Origin of the sequence: Agrobacterium larrymoorei, from assembly GCF_030819275.1 — a bacterium.
In the GTDB taxonomy this organism is placed as follows: domain Bacteria; phylum Pseudomonadota; class Alphaproteobacteria; order Rhizobiales; family Rhizobiaceae; genus Agrobacterium; species Agrobacterium larrymoorei_B.
In genome coordinates, this window is sequence record NZ_JAUTBL010000002.1 from 515928 (window position 1) to 535329 (window position 19402).

Annotated in this window: 15 protein-coding genes; 8 read left to right on the forward strand and 7 right to left on the reverse strand. The window is 58.6% G+C overall.

The window, feature by feature from the left end:
• Positions 1-83: 83 nt before the first annotated feature.
• The gene (gene folD / locus QE408_RS11035; RefSeq protein ID WP_306931116.1) at positions 84-983 is read left to right on the forward strand and encodes a bifunctional methylenetetrahydrofolate dehydrogenase/methenyltetrahydrofolate cyclohydrolase FolD; all 900 of its coding nucleotides are present in this window, start codon (positions 84-86) and stop codon (positions 981-983) included.
• A gap of 5 nt (positions 984-988) precedes the next feature.
• On the opposite strand, the gene QE408_RS11040 is transcribed toward folD, so the two are convergent.
• Positions 989-2017 carry a LacI family DNA-binding transcriptional regulator gene (locus QE408_RS11040; RefSeq protein ID WP_306934768.1) on the reverse strand — a complete coding sequence of 343 codons (1029 nt, stop codon included), beginning with the start codon at positions 2015-2017 and terminating at the stop codon, positions 989-991.
• Positions 2018-2291: 274 nt separating this feature from the next.
• Here QE408_RS11040 and QE408_RS11045 point away from each other — a divergent pair, with 274 nt between their 5' ends.
• From QE408_RS11045 to QE408_RS11070, 6 genes are all read left to right on the forward strand, one after another.
• A complete protein-coding gene (locus QE408_RS11045; protein ID WP_306931119.1) occupies positions 2292-3653 on the forward strand; it encodes an ABC transporter substrate-binding protein in 1362 nt (453 codons plus the stop codon).
• Positions 3654-3750: 97 nt separating this feature from the next.
• Positions 3751-4764 carry a carbohydrate ABC transporter permease gene (locus QE408_RS11050; RefSeq protein WP_306934769.1) on the forward strand — a complete coding sequence of 338 codons (1014 nt, stop codon included), beginning with the start codon at positions 3751-3753 and terminating at the stop codon, positions 4762-4764.
• A gap of 1 nt (position 4765) precedes the next feature.
• The gene (locus QE408_RS11055; RefSeq protein WP_306931120.1) at positions 4766-5926 is read left to right on the forward strand and encodes a carbohydrate ABC transporter permease; all 1161 of its coding nucleotides are present in this window, start codon (positions 4766-4768) and stop codon (positions 5924-5926) included.
• Between the two features lie 38 nt (positions 5927-5964).
• Entirely contained in the window at positions 5965-7620 is a 1656-nt protein-coding gene (bglA, locus tag QE408_RS11060; protein WP_306931122.1) for a beta-galactosidase BglA, read from the forward strand.
• Positions 7621-7641: 21 nt separating this feature from the next.
• Positions 7642-8730 (forward strand): ABC transporter ATP-binding protein, encoded by a 1089-nt coding sequence (locus QE408_RS11065; protein WP_306931124.1) that lies wholly within the window; start codon positions 7642-7644, stop codon positions 8728-8730.
• 297 nt (positions 8731-9027) lie between these two features.
• Complete coding sequence (locus QE408_RS11070; protein WP_306931126.1) at positions 9028-9384, forward strand: hypothetical protein; 357 nt, start codon at positions 9028-9030, stop codon at positions 9382-9384.
• Between the two features lie 45 nt (positions 9385-9429).
• Here QE408_RS11070 and QE408_RS11075 read toward each other — a convergent pair whose 3' ends face one another.
• From QE408_RS11075 to QE408_RS11100, 6 genes are all read right to left on the reverse strand, one after another.
• Positions 9430-10791: a metallophosphoesterase gene (locus QE408_RS11075; RefSeq protein WP_306931128.1), complete on the reverse strand. Its 1362-nt coding sequence runs from the start codon at positions 10789-10791 to the stop codon at positions 9430-9432.
• 296 nt (positions 10792-11087) lie between these two features.
• Positions 11088-12905, reverse strand: coding sequence for a phosphogluconate dehydratase (gene edd, locus QE408_RS11080; protein WP_306931130.1), 1818 nt, complete (start codon positions 12903-12905; stop codon positions 11088-11090).
• A 107-nt stretch (positions 12906-13012) separates the two neighbouring features.
• Positions 13013-13711, reverse strand: coding sequence for a 6-phosphogluconolactonase (pgl, locus tag QE408_RS11085; protein WP_306931132.1), 699 nt, complete (start codon positions 13709-13711; stop codon positions 13013-13015).
• 11 nt (positions 13712-13722) lie between these two features.
• Positions 13723-15198, reverse strand: coding sequence for a glucose-6-phosphate dehydrogenase (zwf, locus tag QE408_RS11090; RefSeq protein WP_306931134.1), 1476 nt, complete (start codon positions 15196-15198; stop codon positions 13723-13725).
• Positions 15199-15354: 156 nt separating this feature from the next.
• Positions 15355-16641 carry an NAD(P)/FAD-dependent oxidoreductase gene (locus QE408_RS11095; RefSeq protein ID WP_306931136.1) on the reverse strand — a complete coding sequence of 429 codons (1287 nt, stop codon included), beginning with the start codon at positions 16639-16641 and terminating at the stop codon, positions 15355-15357.
• 9 nt (positions 16642-16650) lie between these two features.
• Complete coding sequence (locus QE408_RS11100) at positions 16651-18087, reverse strand: glutamine synthetase family protein (RefSeq protein WP_306931138.1); 1437 nt, start codon at positions 18085-18087, stop codon at positions 16651-16653.
• Between the two features lie 127 nt (positions 18088-18214).
• Here QE408_RS11100 and QE408_RS11105 point away from each other — a divergent pair, with 127 nt between their 5' ends.
• Positions 18215-19399 (forward strand): NAD(P)/FAD-dependent oxidoreductase, encoded by a 1185-nt coding sequence (locus tag QE408_RS11105; RefSeq protein ID WP_306931140.1) that lies wholly within the window; start codon positions 18215-18217, stop codon positions 19397-19399.
• Positions 19400-19402 lie beyond the last annotated feature (3 nt).

Genomic DNA, 19402 nt, shown 5'->3' on the forward strand with positions numbered 1-19402 from the left:
TTCCCCTTGCAATCTGTAGCCTCCCGCAGCATTAGGGGTCTCACCCCTCAAGGCTGGTTTGCGGGTTCTCAGGAGGCAGGCATATGGTGGTTGTGATCGACGGCAAGGCCAAGGCGGCATCCGTGACGGATGCTGTGCGGGACGCGGCGGAGCGTCTTGAAAAGGAGACCGGCAAGAAACCGGGTCTCGCTGTCGTCATCGTCGGCGATGATCCTGCAAGCCATGCCTATGTGAACTCCAAAAGCAAGATGGCCAAGCAGTGCGGTTTCAACTCGGTCCAGCACACGCTGCCGGAAGAAACGACACAGCAGGAACTCGCGGCGCTGGTCGCCAAGTTGAATGCCGACGCATCGATCCACGGCATTCTCGTCCAGCTCCCGCTGCCGAAGCATCTCGATTCCGATCCGATCATCCAGTCGATCCTTCCTGAGAAGGATGTCGATGGTCTGAGCGTCTTGAATGCCGGAAAGCTTGCTGTCGGCGATCTGAAGACAGGGCTTCTTTCCTGCACCCCGGCGGGCGCCATGCTTCTGGTTCGCAGCATCCACGGGCAAGATCTTTCGGGCCTGAACGCGGTGGTGATCGGTCGTTCCAACCTGTTCGGCAAGCCGATGGGTCAATTGCTCCTCAACGCCAACGCAACGGTGACGATGGCGCATTCGCGCACCAAGGATCTGGCTTCCGTCTGCAAGTCTGCCGACATTCTGGTTGCCGCGGTCGGCCGGGCGCAAATGGTGAAGGCCGATTGGGTGAAGCCCGGAGCGACTGTCATCGATGTGGGTATCAACCGTATTCCCGCACCCGAGAAGGGCGAGGGCAAGTCGAAGCTCGTCGGCGATGTGGCATTTGAAGAAGCAAGCACCGTTGCCGCCGCCATTACGCCAGTCCCAGGCGGCGTTGGTCCGATGACGATTGCGATGCTGATGGCCAACACAGTGATCGCCGCACATCGTGCATTGGGCAACGAAGCGCCAAGCTTCTGAGCGAACTATCGAGGTGCAGCGCCGGTCGAGGCGCGCACAACCAGTTCCGCCTTCCAAAGCTCGTGGAAAGGCTCGTTTCGCCCCGTCTTGATCTGGGCGATCAGCCGTTCGGCGACACGCATGCCTGCGGCTCTGAGCGAAGACCGTGTGGTGGTCAATGGCACGGAAAAATTGACCGGCTTCAGGAGAGGCAGGACGTCGTCATGGGCGATGAGGGAAATATCCCGCCCGGGACGCAGGCCCCGCTGGTTGAGCGAGCGGATGGCACCGAGCGCCAGTGCCGTGGAGGCACAGAGAACGGCGGTGGGCTGTTGCGGCTGGTCTAGAAGGCGTTCCATCATCAGGAAGCCGGCCTCGTCCGTCATCACGCTGTGGCTGACCTTGTCGGGATCAAGCGAATGGCCATGAACCGCCAATGCGGCTTCGACACCGCGATAGCGCCGGAACGTAAAGTCATAACCCTCCGGCCCATTGATCAGCGCGATGTCCTTATGGCCAAGTTGGAGCAGCAGTGATGCCGCATCATGGAAGGCGCCCTCGTTGTCGACGTCGAGATAAGGGTAATCCGGCTCTATCCCCCAGGACCTGCCATGCACCATGAAGGGGATCGACAGGCTTTTCATCATCGCGATCCGTCGGTCATTCTTCTTCATATAGGCGAGATAGATCCCGTCGACAGTGCCATTGGCCGCAAGGTCCTTCAGCGCTTCATCCTCATCGCGCGGATCGGTCGGCATGATGACGAGGTGAAATCCGTTTTTGGCCGAGACTTCCCCAAGCCCGTTGAGGAACTCCCCGAAGTGAACGTCGGATTGATGTTCTGCACCCGTGGGCATGACAAGGCCGATGGAGCCAACCTTGCCGGTCGCCAGTCGTTGCGCTGCTGCGTTGGGTCGATATCCGTTTTGCCGCGCCGCCTCGATGATCTTCCGGCGTGTCTCGGCATTGACTTCGGGATAGCCATTCAGGGCGCGGCTGATCGTCGTCTGGGAGATGCCAAGCAACTGCGATAATTGTTTCAGATTCATGCCCAGCCTCCCTCTGCTGCTCAAGCCCGCGGACTTTGGAAAGAGACAGCTCCTCCACCGTCTCCAAACCGCTTTGAAAGCTATCAAGTGTTTGGGCGCTATACAATTCAAAAAACTCTGCTGCAGCGCAAATACAGTCTCCCGCACAGCAAAACAGGACTAAATTTGGGATCATCATCAACCCTCTTGACTCTGACCAATTCTCAATGAGATGAATACGCAGCCAAAGCGCTTTGAAAAGATACGCCGAAGCCGATTAATGTGATGGGAGGTAGATCACATGAGAAAGATATTTTTGACGACAGTTGCCATAGCCACGCTTCTGTCGGGAGCATCCTTTGCCGCCGAACTCAAATTCAAGCCGGGTGAAGACAGCAAATTCAACTGGAAGAGCTACGAAGACTTCAAGGCTGCAAATGCCAGCCTGAAGGGCGAGACGCTGACGATCTTCGGACCATGGCGTGGCGAGGACGAAGCGCTGTTCCAGTCCGTCCTGGCCTATTTTGCCGATGCAACCGGCGTCAATGTCCGTTACTCGTCGTCTGAAAATTACGAGCAGCAGATCGTCATCGATACGCAGGCAGGGTCTCCGCCCAACATTGCGATCCTGCCGCAGCCTGGCCTTCTGGCTGACTTGGCCGCCAAGGGGCTTCTTGCTCCGCTCGGCGACGAGACGGCAAACTGGGTGAAGGAAAATTACGGCGCAGGCCAGTCCTGGGTAGATCTTGGCATGTACAAGAACAAGGACGGCAACAAGGCCTATTTCGCCTTCCCGTTCAAGGCCGACGTCAAGTCGCTGGTCTGGTACGTTCCTGAGAACTTCGAGGAAGCCGGTTACAAGGTGCCGGAAACCATGGAAGATCTGGTCAAGCTCAGCGATCAGATCGTTGCCGATGGCGGTACCCCATGGTGCATCGGTCTCGGCTCCGGTGGCGCAACCGGCTGGCCGGCAACGGACTGGGTTGAAGACTTCATGCTGCGCACGCAGCCGCTCGATGTCTACCAGAAGTGGACGACGAATGAGGTGAAGTTCAACGATCCGCGTGTCGTGGCCGCCATCGAGGAATTCGGCAAGTTCGCCAAGAACGACAAATATGTCTCGGGCGGTGTTGCCGCTGTCGCCTCGACCGACTTCCGTGACAGCCCGAAGGGCCTCTTCGACATTCCGCCGAAGTGCTATCTGCACCGTCAGGCTTCCTTCATCCCATCCTTCTTCCCTGAGGGAACGAAGGTCGGAACGGATGTCGACTTCTTCTACATGCCGACTTTCGCCTCCAAGGCCGATCTCGGCAAGCCTGTTCTGGGTGCTGGAACGCTGTTCACCATCACCAAGGATTCCAAGGCGGCTCGCGCCCTCGTGGAGTTCCTGAAGACGCCGATCGCCCATGAAGTCTGGATGGCGCAGTCTGGCTTCCTCACGCCGTTCAAGGGCGTCAACAAGGATGCCTATGCCAATGATCAGGTGAAGCGTCAGGGCGAGATTCTGACGACGGCCACCACCTTTGGCTTCGACGGCTCCGACCTCATGCCCGGCAAGATCGGTGCTGGCGCGTTCTGGACCGGTATGGTCGATTTCGTCGGTGGCAAGTCTGCCGAACAGGTCGCCAACGATATCCAGAAGGCCTGGGACGGCCTGAAGTAAGCCTCAGATTCAGCCCGGCAGTTATCGCTGCCGGGCTGTTATGACGAAAACGGCACGGACACACGGGCTGAATACAAGTAAGATCGGGGAGGGAATGATGATTACGCAGATCGTATCCGCGCTGGGCGTCGTTATCGTCGGAGTCTTTGCCTGCGCAGCCTATTACTGGCTGTCGGACAAAGCATTGCAGTTTATCTTTCCGGTGAAAGACGGCGACGTCATTCACGCCTCGCGCAACCTCAATAGACGCGCTGCCATTCGTCCCTGGCTCTTTGTCGGTCCGGCCTTGCTGCTGCTTGCCGTCTATCTCGTCTACCCGGTCGTTGCGACGTTTATCCTATCCTTTTACGATCGGACGGGTACCAATTACGTCGGCTCTGCCAATTATGTCTGGGCCTTTTACGACGCCGGTTTCCGCCAGTCGATCTTCAACAACATTCTCTGGCTCGCTGTCGTACCGGCCGCATGCACCTTTTTGGGTCTCGTCATCGCCGTCATGACCGACCGCATCTGGTGGGGCAACGTCGCCAAATCCATCGTCTTCATGCCGATGGCGATCTCCTTCGTCGGCGCGTCCGTGATCTGGAAGTTCATCTACGAATATCGCGGCGAGGGCCAGACGCAGATCGGCCTCCTAAACGCGCTGGTGGAATTCTTCGGCGGGAATCCGCAGGTGTGGATTTCCATGCCTTTCTGGAACAACTTCTTCCTGATGGTCATCCTGATCTGGATCCAGACCGGCTTTGCCATGGTCATTCTGTCAGCGGCGCTTCGCGGCATCCCGGAGGAAACCATTGAGGCGGCCGTGATCGATGGCGCCAATGGCTGGCAGATTTTCTGGAAGATCATGGTGCCGCAGATCTGGGGAACGATCGCGGTCGTCTGGACCACCATCACCATTCTCGTCCTCAAGGTCTTCGACATCGTCCTGACCATGACCAACGGTCAGTGGAACACCATGGTTCTTGCCAATCTCATGTTCGATTGGATGTTCCGTGGCGGTGGCGACAGCGGGAGAAGCGCGGTTATCGCGCTCGTCATCATGGCAGCCGTCACGCCGATCATGATCTGGAACATTCGCCAGGCGAACCGCGAGATGGAGGGCCGCTGATATGACCATCACAACGCGTCTGCGCCGTATCGGCCTCCCACGTCTTATCGTTCACGCCAGCGTTCTTTTCATCGCCCTGCTGTGGCTTTTGCCGACGCTCGGCATTCTCGTCAGCTCGCTGCGGGACAAGGACCAGATCGTCGTTTCCGGCTGGTGGACGGCCTTCTCCAGCTCCAACCAGACGCAGGCGCTGCGCCTTGGCGATCCATCGACACAGACCCAGCAGGGCGATCGCTTCGTCATTGCCGGCAACGTCTTCGGTGAAGGCAAGAGCGGCCATGTCTCGGCCTTCGGCGTGCGCGTTCAGGAACCGGCAGCCTTCAAGTCCGGTACGTCTGCCGATCTCGGTGATGGCGAAACGCTTCAGCTCAACGAGGACGGCAGCTATCAATACAGCAAGAATGCCAGCTTCGAAGGATCGCGCGCAAAACGCGTCTATGTCGTGGTTTCTACCCCGCCGATCTTCACGCTCGACAACTATCGCACCGTCCTCCTCTCCGAAGGCATCGGCCAGTCCTTCGTCAATTCTCTGACGGTCGCCATTCCTGCAACCATCATCCCGATCCTGATTGCTGCATTTGCGGCTTACGCTCTGTCATGGATGCGCTTCAGAGGTCGGTCCTTGATGATAGCACTGGTCGTCGGTCTGATCGTCGTGCCGTTGCAGATGTCGCTCATTCCGCTGCTTCAACTCTATAACTCCATCGGCAACATCTTCGGCATACCGTCCAAGACCTATGCCGGCATCTGGCTGGCACATACCGCCTTCGGTCTGCCGCTCGCCATCTATCTGCTGCGCAACTATATCTCCGGTCTGCCGAAGGAAATCATCGAGAGTGCCCGCGTCGATGGCGCCAGCGATTTCGAAATCTTCGTCAAGATCGTGCTGCCACTTTCCTTCCCGGCGCTTGCCTCCTTTGCCATCTTCCAGTTTCTCTGGACGTGGAACGACCTTCTCGTCGCCATGGTCTTCCTCGGCACGCAGAAGGATGAGCTGGTGCTGACCGGCGCGCTGAACGCGCTGCTCGGTTCGCGCGGCGGCAACTGGGAAATCCTCACCGCGTCGGCTTTTGTGACCATCATCGTGCCGCTCTGCGTCTTCTTTGCGCTCCAACGTTACCTTGTCCGCGGCCTCTTGGCTGGCTCCGTCAAGGGAGGCTGATCGAACCCATGAATGCTTTCAATCAACAGGACACGACCATGACCGCGACCGTTTCTTCCGCCCTGACTCCCGACAAGGATTGGTGGCGCGGCGCTGTGATCTACCAGATCTATCCGCGCTCCTATCAGGACTCCAACGGCGATGGCATTGGCGATCTGAAGGGCATCACCTCCAGGCTCGAGCACATCGCCAACCTCGGCGCGGATGCGATCTGGATTTCGCCCTTCTTCACCTCGCCCATGAGGGACTTCGGCTACGACGTCTCCAACTATGTCGATGTCGATCCGATGTTCGGCACGCTTGCGGATTTCGATGGCCTGATCACCGAGGCCCATCGTCTCGGCATCCGTGTGATGATCGATCTCGTCCTTTCGCACACCTCCGACCAGCATCCCTGGTTCGTCGAAAGCCGCTCCAGCCGCAGCAATCCGCGCGCCGACTGGTATGTGTGGAGCGACAGCAAGCCGGATGGCACGCCGCCCAACAACTGGCTGTCGATCTTCGGCGGCTCCGGCTGGCAGTGGGACCCCACCCGCATGCAATACTACATGCACAACTTCCTGACGTCGCAGCCGGACCTCAACCTGCATAATCCGGACGTTCAGGAAGAGTTGCTGAACATCACCCGTTTCTGGCTGAAGCGCGGCGTCGATGGTTTCCGTCTCGATACGATCAATTTCTACTTCCACGACAAGGAACTGCGCGACAACCCGGCACTTGCGCCAGAACGCCGCAATGCTTCGACCGCACCTGCCGTGAACCCGTATAATTTCCAGGAACATATCTACGACAAGAACCGCCCGGAAAACCTGGAATTCCTCAAGCGCTTCCGCGCCGTTCTTGACGAGTTCCCGGATATCGCAGCCGTTGGTGAAGTTGGCGACAGCCAGCGTGGCCTGGAGATCGTCGGTGAATATACGTCCGGCGATGACAAGATGCAGATGTGCTACGCCTTCGAATTCCTGGCGCCGGATGCGCTGACTCCCGCCCGCGTAGCGGAAGTTCAGGCAGCCTTTGCCAAGGCCGCACCAGAAGGCTGGGCCTGCTGGGCCTTCTCCAACCACGACGTGGTGCGCCATGTCAGCCGGTGGGGTGAGGCGGTTGAAGACAAGGATGCTTTGGCCAAGGTGCTGTCGGCACTGCTCATGACGCAGCGCGGCTCAGTCTGCATCTATGAGGGCGAAGAGCTTGGCTTGACGGAAGCCGACATCGCCTTTGAGGATTTGCAGGACCCCTACGGCATTCAGTTCTGGCCGGAATTCAAAGGACGCGACGGATGCCGCACGCCGATGGTCTGGGATGCCGGTCACGCACAGGCGGGCTTCTCCACCTCGGATAAGACATGGCTTCCCATTCCGACGGAACACAAGATGCGCGCAGTCAGCGCCCAGCAGGGCAACGAGGGATCCGTTCTTGAGCATTACCGCCGCTTCCTGGCGTTCCGCAGGCAGCATCCGGCTTTCGCCAAGGGCAAGATCGAGTTTCAGGACGCGGATGCGACTGTCTCGAGCTACACCCGAACGCTGGGCAACGAGACAGTGCTCTGCCTCTTCAACCTCTCCGCAGTCCCGGCAACGGCAAGACTGCCGGAGGGCGATTGGGAGGTGCTGGAAGGTCACGGCTTTTCGGCTGAACTGAATGGCACAACCGTAGAACTTCCGGCATGGGGCGCGTTTTTCGCCCGCCACGCGTAACACGATAGGGAGGAGCACCGCATGACTGGTCTTATTCTCAAGGGCATCCGTAAATCCTATGGTGAGGTGAAGGTCCTGCATGGGATCGATCTCGACATCAAGCAGGGCGAATTCATCGTTTTCGTCGGCCCATCCGGCTGCGGCAAGTCCACGCTTCTGCGCATGATCGCCGGTCTGGAGGAAATCACCGGCGGTGAAATGTATATCGACGGCCAGTTGGTGAACGAAATCCCGCCATCTCGGCGCGGCATCGCCATGGTGTTCCAGTCCTATGCGCTCTATCCGCATATGACGGTCTACGACAACATGGCCTTCGGCATGAAGATCGCCAAGGAAAGCAAGCAGGAGATCGATCGCCGCGTTCGCGCTGCTGCCGAAATTCTGCAGCTCACCCAGTATCTGGAGCGCCTGCCGAAGGCGCTTTCTGGCGGCCAGCGCCAGCGCGTCGCCATTGGCCGCGCCATCTGCCGCAACCCCAAGGTCTTCCTCTTCGACGAGCCGCTCTCCAACCTCGATGCAGCACTTCGCGTCGCGACGCGCATCGAGATTGCCAAGCTCAGCGAAAAGATGGCCGACACCACCATGATCTACGTGACGCACGATCAGGTGGAAGCCATGACGCTGGCGGATCGGATCGTGGTGCTGAATGGCGGTCGCGTGGAGCAGGTGGGCGAACCGCTGGAGCTTTACGAGAACCCCGCCAACCTCTTCGTCGCCCGCTTCATCGGCTCGCCGGCCATGAACATCATCGCCGCGACGGTGAAGAACACGGGCGAAACGACAGTGCTCGAGCTTGCCGCTGGCAAAACGCTTTCGGTTCCGATTCCGACCGCTGCCAGCGAGCAGGGCAAGCAAGCCTCCTTTGGTGTTCGTCCGGAAGATCTGTTCATCGCGACAAGTGATGATTACCTCTTCGAGGGCAAGGTATCGATTGTCGAAGCACTCGGCGAGGTGACGTTGCTCTATCTCGAGGCGCCAGCTGGCGAAGAGCCGATCGTCGTCAAGATTCCCGGCATTGCTCAGGTCAAAAAAGGTGAGACGTTGCGCTTCTCCGCTCCATCGGAAAAGCTTCACCTGTTCGATGCGCTTGGCAAAACCTACCGTCGATAGGTTCACCGATGAAACGGCTTGTTCAGCATGGTAACAAGCCGTTTCGATACCGCCGAAGCCGCTTCTGGTTGAAAATTTTACGATTTCACAAAATTATATAGGTCATTGTTTTGTTGGGGATGCGCGTCGCCCGCTTCTCCTCAGGCGCCGCGTTGCTCTGTGCCAGATCGGGACAGCGTGAGAAAATCTTAAACTGTTCCGCTTAGTCTTTCTGTCAAAGACTTCAAAAGGAACGTCGCCGTGAATGTGCGGGCTGATCTCGATAAACCCACCTATTTGAGCAAGGAAGAATCTTTCATGTACGACCGCGAAGGTCGTTTCAAAATGGAAGATACGATGAATGCTGCCCGTATTGAATATACGGAGAAGGGGGTGATGAACATGGCGTCCCGCCGCTGTGACGTCATCAGGATTTCCCAGTCCGAAGCCATTCTGGCATTCATCATCGATCAAAATCTGCCGAGCCAGTTCTACCTCGATATACCCGACGCCCGTATCACCAAGATCGGCTGTGTGCTGATCAAGACCCATCCCAACAAGACCGTCCAGGTGCGCTTTCTTCGCCTGTTGAACCAGAAGGAAATGGACCGGATCTTCGTTTTCAGCACGCATCCTGCGCATCGCAACAGAACACTCGATCTGCGCTCGTTCTGACGAACCTCCGAAGCGTTTCGATCGAACAACGGTGTGCTTTTGCGATCAGGCCAGTCCTTCGAGAACAGTCTGTTTGAGCTTTACATTCTCCACTTCGGTGAAGGTAAGATCGTCACGGCCGAAATAGGATTTCTGGTTGGTGGCTGACCAGTCGTTACAGACGAGCTTGTAACGGTCCTTCGGGGCTGGAGTTTCCGGCATCGCATAAAGATAATCGCCGGTGCGTCTGGCGAGCGGAATGTCGCCATCCTGATTGCAGCGGCTCAGAATCTGTCTCAGTGCCTCGCCATCGACTTCTGTGACCATCAACTTGCCCTCGAAGCGCAGGCATGCATTGAAGTCGTAGCGGCGTATATCGCCTTCCGGCAGACCGGCACCGAAAGAGGTGTGGCCGATGAAGCCGACATCCGCACCGGACTTGACCGCAATAAGCTCGGCCACGTGGCGACCTGCTTCGTCGACGGTCATGGCGTTCGGTATTTTGGCGACGGTTTCCCGTTCCTCCGGTGTCAGATGCTGAGCGAGTGTCTTGTCGATCAGCGCGCCCAGCGCCGGGGAAGGTTTGGCGCTGCGATCGATCGCCACCGTCTCTATGGTTGCGGCTTGGCGCATGCCTGGGATGCTTGCAACTGCCATCGATGTGCCCCAAGAGCCGGTATGGACATAGCGGATGGCACCGGCTTCATGCACGAAGTTCAGGTGGTCGTGGCCACCCACGATCAGCGTTCCGTCTGGTAGCAGAGGGAGTATATCGCGGTCCGCCACCACACCGGCATGGCTCATCACGATGTTGATGGCATCCGGTTTCAGGATCTCTGGAAGGTTGGCCTTCGCCCATTCCACCGGCTGGGGAATGGTCAGCGCATCACGCGCCGCCTTCGGATAGGTATTGATGGCATTGGTGGCGAGACCAACCACGACGACCTTTTGTCCGCCAATCTCGAATGTCTTGGTCGCGGGCGCGTAAGGAACACCGCTGCGTTTGTCGATGATGTTGGAAAGAACGGTGATCCCAAGCCCTTGAGCGCGGCTGACGAAATGGGCAAGGTCGTTATCGATGTCCGGCTCGTGGTTGCCGATATTCACCACTGTGGGTGCGAGTTTGGAAAGTGCGGTGAGGAAGCTCCACTCGATTTCACCCTGAGACCGCATCGCGACCGTATTGCCGCTTTCGAAGAGGTCGCCATTCAGGAGAATGATGTGCGGGCCTCTTTCGGCGGAAATGCGGGTTTCGATTTCTGCCAGAAGCTGCCCGAGACGCTCATAGGCGGAGTGCAGGTCCGAAATGACGATGGCGTGGAGTGGGGTTTGCTGGTCGGCTTCTGCCGGTAAATGCAGCAATGGCAGCATGGCAGTTCCGGCCATGAGCTTCAGTAAATTACGGCGTGTGCGTGAGAAAATCATCATATTGGCCCCGTCACTTCAGACTATGCCACTCGCCCCCCGCGGCTGGCTGAACAGGCCCTATAGGGCGCTCATCACAGTCGCATGACAGGAGCGGCGCTTGTCCACAGCATCGGCCCGAAAATCGCACTCGATTTTCGGAAAGCACGATGCGCCTTGTCAAAAAGAGAAAGCGTCATTTGTGCGTCCACATAGAACGCACAGCGCTTCAAGCAACAATAGGGAAGGAGGAGGGAGTGGATGTCAAGGCATGATGCCAGAGCATCGTGGATGCTCTGGCTGGACGACGATGGGACAGGTCAGTGGAAGACGCTGGCGCCCTGGTCGGCGGTTCCGGCATTGCGGCGGAAGGGGGCGAAAAGCTCACGGCCCATTCCCCATTCATTGGCAGAGAGATCGGCCTGCGCTGGCTCGCGCTTGGAAAGCTCCGCTGCCGAGACGAGAACTTCCAGCGTGCCGGAGATCGCGTCGAGACGAATGATATCGCCATCGCGAATGAGCGAGATCGGCCCGCAGTCGGAGGCTTCCGGCGTCACGTGAATGGCGGCAGGTACCTTGCCGGATGCGCCGGACATGCGTCCGTCGGTCACGAGCGCCACCTTGAAGCCGCGATCCTGAAGCACGCCGAGCGGCGGGGTCAGCCGGTGCAGTTCCGGCATGCCGTTCGCCTTCGGTCCCTGGAAGCGCACGACGGCGACGAAGTCGCGGTTCAGCTTGCCATCCTTGAAGGCATCCTGAAGTTCCTGCTGGTCGTGGAAGACGATGGCAGGCGCCTCGATGATGTGCCGCTCCGGCTTCACAGCAGAAATCTTGATGACGGATTTGCCGAGATTGCCGGTTAGCATCTTCAGGCCGCCTGTCGGCTGGAACGGCGTTTCGATGCGGGAGAGAACCTTCGGATCGTGGCTCTCTTCGGGGGCCGCGTCACGCTGAATGCCGCCGTTCTCGCCAAGCTTGGCATCGATCGTATAGGCCTCAAGCCCGTGACCGAAGACGGTGCGGACGTCATCATGCACGAAGCCCTGCTTCAGGAGCTGCTTGATGAGGAAGCCCATGCCGCCGGCGGCGTGGAAATGGTTCACATCTGCAAGACCATTTGGATAGACGCGTGCCAGAAGCGGCACGATGTCGGAGAGATCGGAGATATCCTGCCAGGTGAGAATGATGCCTGCGGCTCGCGCCATGGCGATCAGGTGCATGGTGTGGTTGGTGGAGCCGCCCGTCGCATGCAAGCCAACCACGCCATTGACCACGGAACGCTCGTCGATCATCTCGCCCGCAGGCGTAAACTCGTTGCCCTGTGCGGTGATCGCCAATGCGCGCTTCACAGCTTCTCTGGTCAGCGCATCACGCAGCGGCGTATTCGGATTGATGAAGGAGGAGCCAGGCATATGGAAGCCCATGATCTCCATCAGCATCTGATTGGAGTTGGCGGTGCCGTAGAAAGTGCAGGTGCCGGGGCCGTGATAGGACTTGGATTCCGCTTCCAGCAGCTCCGCACGACCGACCTTGCCTTCCGCATAAAGCTGGCGGATGCGCGACTTCTCGTCATTCGGCAGACCCGTCGTCATCGGCCCGGCTGGAATGAAGACGGCCGGCAGATGGCCGAAGGTCAGGGCTGCGATCACCAGGCCGGGTACGATCTTGTCGCAGACACCGAGATAGACGGCCGCATCGAACATGTTGTGCGACAGGCCGATGCCGGCTGCCATCGCGATCGCATCGCGGGAAAAGAGCGAGAGCTCCATGCCGGGCTGGCCCTGCGTGACGCCGTCGCACATCGCAGGCACCGCACCTGCCACCTGCGCAATGCCACCGGCTTCCCTCGCCGCATCGCGAATGATCTGCGGGAAGACCTCGTAAGGCTGGTGGGCGGAAAGCATATCGTTGTAGGCGGTGATGATCCCGAGATTGGGAACCCGGTCGCCGGCAAGGATATCCTTGTCGGCGGGGGAACAGACGGCAAAGCCATGGGCGAGGTTGCCGCAGGAAAGGGTGGAGCGATGAACGCCCTTGGAGACCTGCAGCTGCAGCCGCTCAAGATAGATCTCGCGATAGGGTTTCGAACGTTCAACGATGCGGGCAGTAATCTCTTGAACGCGTGAGTCGGCAGCCATGGTTCATCCTGTCCTTCTGTTGAGCGTCGGCCACAGGCTCAGGAGACCGGGCCGACGATCATGTTTCATTCAAATGCCGGGCACCGCCGCCGCGTGAATGCGGATCGTCATGGCGCCCAGTAGATATTCACCGTCGAATCCGCACGGTTCAGGACGGAGCGGATCGGCATCTCATCCTCGTCGAGGTCGGACTGCGCTTTCTCCAGCGTCTCCTTCTTCGCCGCACCTTCGATGTGCAGCACCAGGAAACGTGCGTCGTGAAGGGCGGCGAGGTTGAAGGTCAGCCTTTCCTCGCCGGCATTTTCCGCAGCCATGGTCAGCACGGAGCGCGGCTCATCGAGATCGAGCGCTTCTTCGAGGTTGTCCCCGCCGGGGAAGAAGGACGCCGTATGTCCGTCGGTCCCCATGCCTAGAATGACGATATCGAACGGGTCGCAGATGTCAGCGGTTCTTGCTGTTGCCAGCGTTGCCGCATCTTCAGGTGAGGCGGCAGACTGATATAGCGGCACGAAATAGGCAGCCTTCGCCTCGTTCTGCAGAAGGTTCTCGGCCACCAGCTTGTGGTTGGAGCGATCATTGTCCGGCGGGACGAAACGTTCGTCCACCAAAGTGATGCTGACGCGCGGCCATTCCAGCTCACGCTTGGACAGCGTCTGGAAGAACAGCTTTGGCGTAGAGCCACCGGAGACGGCCATGCTGGCCGCCCCACGCTCGTCTATGGCTGCTTTCAGATGCGCCGCAACATCGTCTGCGAGCTTCTCGGCCAGTTCTGGACCGTCCTTGAAGATGTGCATGTTCGGTTCCATCCGCATCTTCCTTAGTCGGCTTCGTGCCAGGTACGACCGTCTCGCTCGATCAGCGCGATTGCGCCACTTGGTCCCCAGGTGCCGGAGGTGTAACCCTGCACGCCCTGACCGACGGCTTCCCAGCTTTTCAGGATCGGATCGACCCAGTTCCACGCCGCTTCCACTTCGTCGCGGCGCATGAAAAGCGTCTGGTTCGAGCGGATCGTATCCATCAACAGACGCTCATAGGCATCCGGGTTGCGCACGTTGAAGGCCTCGGCAAAACTCATATCGAGCGATACCTGACGAAGACGCATGCCGCCCGGGCCCGGATCCTTGATGAGCAGAGACTGCTTGACGCCTTCATCCGGCTGCAGGCGGATCACCAGCTTGTTGGCTTCGATCTTGCCGGCAGCGTCATCGAAGATCGAATGCGGGATCTGCTTGAAGGTGACGACGATTTCCGAAACGCGCGTGGCAAGGCGCTTGCCGGTACGGATGTAGAAAGGTACGCCCGCCCAGCGCCAGTTGCCGATTTCCGCCTTGAGGGCGACGAAGGTTTCCGTGTTGGAAACGCCGCCTTCCAGCTCTTCCAGATAACCCTTGACCGGGCCGCCTGCCGAAGCACCAGCGCGGTATTGTCCGCGCACGGTGTTCTTCTCGACATTGGATTGCGTGATCGGCTTCAGCGCGCGCAGCACTTTCAACTTCTCGTCGCGCACCGCTTCGGCGTTCATCGACGATGGAGGCTCCATCGCGACGAGGCAAAGCAACTGGAGAATATGGTTCTGCACCATATCGCGAAGCGCGCCCGCCTTGTCGTAGTAACCTGCGCGGCCCTCTAGTCCGACGGACTCGGCAACGGTGATCTGCACGTGGTCGATATGGGTGGAATTCCACAGCGGCTCGTAGAGCGCGTTGGCAAAGCGCAGAACCATGAGGTTCTGAACCGTCTCCTTGCCCAGATAGTGGTCGATACGGAAGATCTGCTCTTCCTTGAAGACGTTACCAAGCGTGTCGTTCAGCTCCAGCGCGGAAGCCAAGTCACGGCCGATCGGCTTTTCCACCACGATGCGGGTGGATTTGGTGATCAGCTTGTGGTCACGGATCTTCGAGGCGATGTCGCCAAAAATTCCAGGCGCAACGGCAAGGTAGAAAGCGCGGATGCGATCCTTGCCTTCGTCGAGAAGTTTCTTCAGCTTGTCCCAACCATCGTCGGACTTGGCATCGACAGGAACGTAGAAGAGGCGCGCACAAAACTTGGCGACCTGCTCCTCGTCATATTCGCCCGCCTTCAGATGCTCCTTCAGGGCATCCTGGGCAAACTTCCGATATTCCTCATGCGTCATGACAGAGCGGGAAGCGCCGATGATGCGGGTCGGTTCGGTCAACTGGCCTTCCACCTGACGGTGGTAAAGGGCGGGCAGAAGCTTGCGTTCTGCCAGATCGCCTGTGCCGCCAAAGACGACGCAATCAAAGGGGTCAACGGGAATAATTTGACTGCTCATGTCGATTCTCTCGATCTCTACACGTTAGGGGCATCCATAATCTAATCGATTTAAAAATGCCAGAGTTGATGTAAGAAATAATGAATTTTGCTGCTGGCCGGTCATGCCAGCGAGGGGTCCAATCGCTGCTTTTGCGTAATGCGAAGGCAGGCTCCTTCAAAACCTGTCCCGTAGAGCATACCATGTCAGCGCCAGGAACAGGAGCGGCGCCCGCAGCGATGTCCCGCCCGGGAAGGATGGCACGTCGAGTGCGGCAAACTGATCGAGCGCCTTGTCCTTATTGATCACCATATCCGCATAAAGCTTGCCACAATAGTTGGACAGCATCACACCGTGGCCGGAATAACCACCGATGGAAATCACCCCCGGCATGACTTCACGCACGAATGGCTGGCGGGTCAGCGTAATACCGACAGAGCCGCCCCACGCATGCGTCATCTCGACATTGGCAAGCGCGGGGTAGATTTCCGAAATCTGCTTGCGGATGTGCTTGGAAATGTCGCGTGGCGAATCCGCCGTGTAGGCTTCTCGCCCGCCAAACAGCAGGCGGTTATCCAGTGTCTTGCGGAAATAGCGCACGACGAAGCGCGAATCCGCCACGGCTTCCTTGTCCGGAATGATCGATGGAAACTGATCAAGCGGTGCCGTCGCCCCGATGAAGGAGCGGATCGGCATCACATGCGCCGCGGTGACAGGCTCCAGATTGCCGATATAGGCATTGGTCGCAATCAGCGCACGGTTGGCAGTGATCGTGCCCGAGGGCGTTTCGATCAGCGTCTTACCGCCGGACTGACGGATCGACTTGGCGGGCGTCATCTCGAAGATATCGGCGCCCGCCGTTTTCGCTGCTTTCGCCAGCCCGACCAGCAGTTTCAGTGGATGAATGTGGCCGGTGCCGGTATCGCGCACGCCGCAATGATAGTGAGACGACCCCAAGCGATCAGCGGTTTCGTCCTTCTCCATGAAGGAGATTTGCTCATAGCCATAGCGGCCGACCATGGCGTCGACGCTGTCTCGATAACTCTTCTCATAAGCGCGCTTGTGCGAGACGTTCAACTGCCCGGGCTGGAACTCCATGTCGATCTGATTGTCTCGGGCAAAGTCGAGCACATAGTGCTTGGCATTTTCCGCAAGGTCGAAAAGCGCCTTGGAGCGTTCGAAGCCGATCTTCTCTTCAAGCTCATCCGGCCAGGCGCGCTGGCCCGTGCCGAATTGCCCGCCATTGCGTCCCGAAGCGCCATCGCCAAAGCGATGCGCCTCGATGAGGGTGACGGAAATGCCCGCGCGCGCCAGATTGCAGGCCGCCTGCAAGCCGGTAAAGCCGCCGCCGATAATGGCGACGTCGGAAGTCCGCGACCCATCCATCGCCGGATAGTCGGGCCTGTCGGCAACCGTATCCTGATACCAGGAAATACCCGGCGCAATCGGGCTCTGCCATGTCATATATTTACCTCACACGTTCAGCAGGAGGAACTCGCGCTCCCAGGGGCTGATCACCTGCATGAAGGTTTCGAATTCGCCCCGTTTCAGGCCAGCATAAAGGCCGACGAATTCGTTGCCGAAGATGCGTTCGAACTGCTGCTCCTGCTCCAGAAGCGCGACTGCCTCCAGCAGGCCGCGTGGAAGCTCTATCGAGCCTTCATTGGCCGTCTCATAGGTCGGTTCGGTCGGCTCGATATTGTTCATGATGCCGAGCCAGCCACAGCCGAGCGACGCGGCAAGCGCGAGATACGGATTGGCATCGGAGCTCGGCAGGCGGTTTTCCACGCGCCGCGCCTGCGGGCCTGAAATCGGCACGCGAAAGGCCGTGGTGCGGTTGTCATAGCCCCAGGCATTGTTGACCGGGCAGGCCATATCCGGCGTCAGGCGGCGATAGGAATTCACATAGGGTGCAAGCATGACGAGCGCGTTCGGTACATAGCGCTGCATGCCACCAACGAAGGAGAAGAACTCCTTCGACGGGCTCCCATCCTTGTTGGAAAACACGTTCTCGCCGGTCTCGATATCGATGACGGACTGGTGAATGTGCATCGCCGAACCCGGTTGGGCCTGCATGGGCTTTGCCATGAAGGTGGCGTAGATGCCGTGTTTCAGCGCAGCTTCGCGAATAGTGCGCTTGAAGAGGAACACCTGATCGGCAAGCTCGACCGGATCCCCATGGCGGAGATTGATTTCGAGCTGCGCGGGGCCTTCTTCATGGATAAGGGTGTCGATCTCGAGACCCTGCTTTTCCGAGAAGTGGTAGATGTCGTCGATCAACTCGTCGAACTCGTTGATGCCGGCAATCGAATAGCTCTGGCCACCGACAATGGAGCGCCCTGAACGACCCTTCGGCGGATGCAGAGGGTAATCGGGGTCGTCGTTCATCGCCACGAGATAGAACTCGATTTCGGGCGCCACGACCGGCTTCCAGCCCTTTTCCCTATAAAGAGAGAGCACGTTCTTCAAAACGTTGCGAGGCGTATAGGAGACGGGTTTGCCTTCTTGATCCACGACATCGCAAATGACTTGCGCGGTCGGGTCGCTTTCCCACGGTACGACGGAAAGTGTCGAAAGATCAGGGACCAGCTTCAGGTCGCTGTCGCGGGGTTCATAGCGGAAATTCGCGGTCTCATCCGGATAATCGCCGGAAATCGTATGACGATAGAGTGCAGAGGGCAGCGCCAGCGAGGTATCGCCGGTAAACTTCGCCGTCGGCATCATCTTGCCGCGGGGAACGCCTGCCAGATCGGGAGTGATGCATTCGATGTCTTCGATCCCGCGTGCCTTCAACCATTGAGCCGCTTCGCGCCAGGTGGAGACGCCGCGGGTAGAGGAGAGTTCAACGGGTGGTTTCTTCGCCATGGTTGCCGGTTTTTTCGGGCGGAGCATGGTTTTCTTCGGGGGCATAAATCACCGGGGTGTGTTTCGACTGGGGCCATAATAGTCAGACTTTGACAATTGGCGAGAGGGGAATGCGCATTGACAAGAAGCCGGACTTCGAAAAGAGGAAGTGCAACAAGGATAAGGAAAATCCATGACGGAAAAATGTGATGTGCTGATTTTGGGTGCCGGGGCCGCAGGCATGATGTGCGCCATCCGTGCCGGTCAGCGTGCTCGCTCCGTCATCATTCTCGACCATGCCAAAGCGCCGGGCGAGAAAATCCGCATCTCCGGTGGCGGGCGCTGCAACTTTACCAACATCTATGCCGGGCCGAAGAACTATCTCTCGCAAAACCCGCATTTCGCCAAGTCTGCACTTGCCCGCTACACGCCGCGCGACTTTCTCGATCTGGTCGAGAAGCACAAGATTGCCTGGCACGAAAAGACGCTCGGCCAACTCTTCTGCGACGACAGCGCCAAGGACATCATCCGCATGCTGCTGACGGAGATGCAGGCGGTGGGTGCCAAGCTGCGGCTACAGACGGAGATTACGTCGGTCGAAGGCATGGCAACGGGCGGCTTTCGCGTGGCGACGTCGCAAGGGTCTATCGAGGCAAAGAGCCTGGTGATTGCCACCGGCGGAAAGTCGATCCCCAAGATGGGCTCCACCGGCTTCGCTTACAAACTTGCCGAGCAATTCGGGCTCTCTTTGGTCGAGCCGCGCCCTGGTCTCGTGCCGCTAACGCTCGATCCGGCGCAGTTGGAGCGACTGTCGCCTCTCGCTGGCGTTGCAGTTCCGGCCGATGTCTCGCACGGTAAAACGACGTTTCGCGAAGCGCTGCTTTTTACCCATCGCGGCTTGAGCGGCCCGTCCATTTTGCAGATCTCATCCTATTGGCGGGAAAGCGATTCCATTCGTCTGAAGCTTGAGCCGGATCTCGATATTGCCGAGAAGCTGAAGGCCGCCAAAAAGGCCAATGGCAAGCAGTCTGCCCAGACGGCGTTGGGCGAAATCTTGCCGAAGCGGCTTGCGCAATATCTGGTGGAGCAATCAGGTCTCACCAGCCATCTTGCCGATCTGTCGGACAAGGCATTAGCGGCGCTTGCGGCCAGCGCGCAGGACTGGCAGATCAAGCCGTCCGGTTCGGAAGGATATCGCACCGCCGAAGTCACGCTAGGCGGTGTCGATACCACTCATTTGGACTCAAAAACCATGCAGGCAAAGTCGGTGCCAGGGCTCTATTTCATTGGCGAGGGCGTGGATGTCACAGGCTGGCTCGGCGGCTATAATTTTCAATGGGCCTGGGCATCCGGTTATGCTGCCGGAGAATCCGTTTAGTGC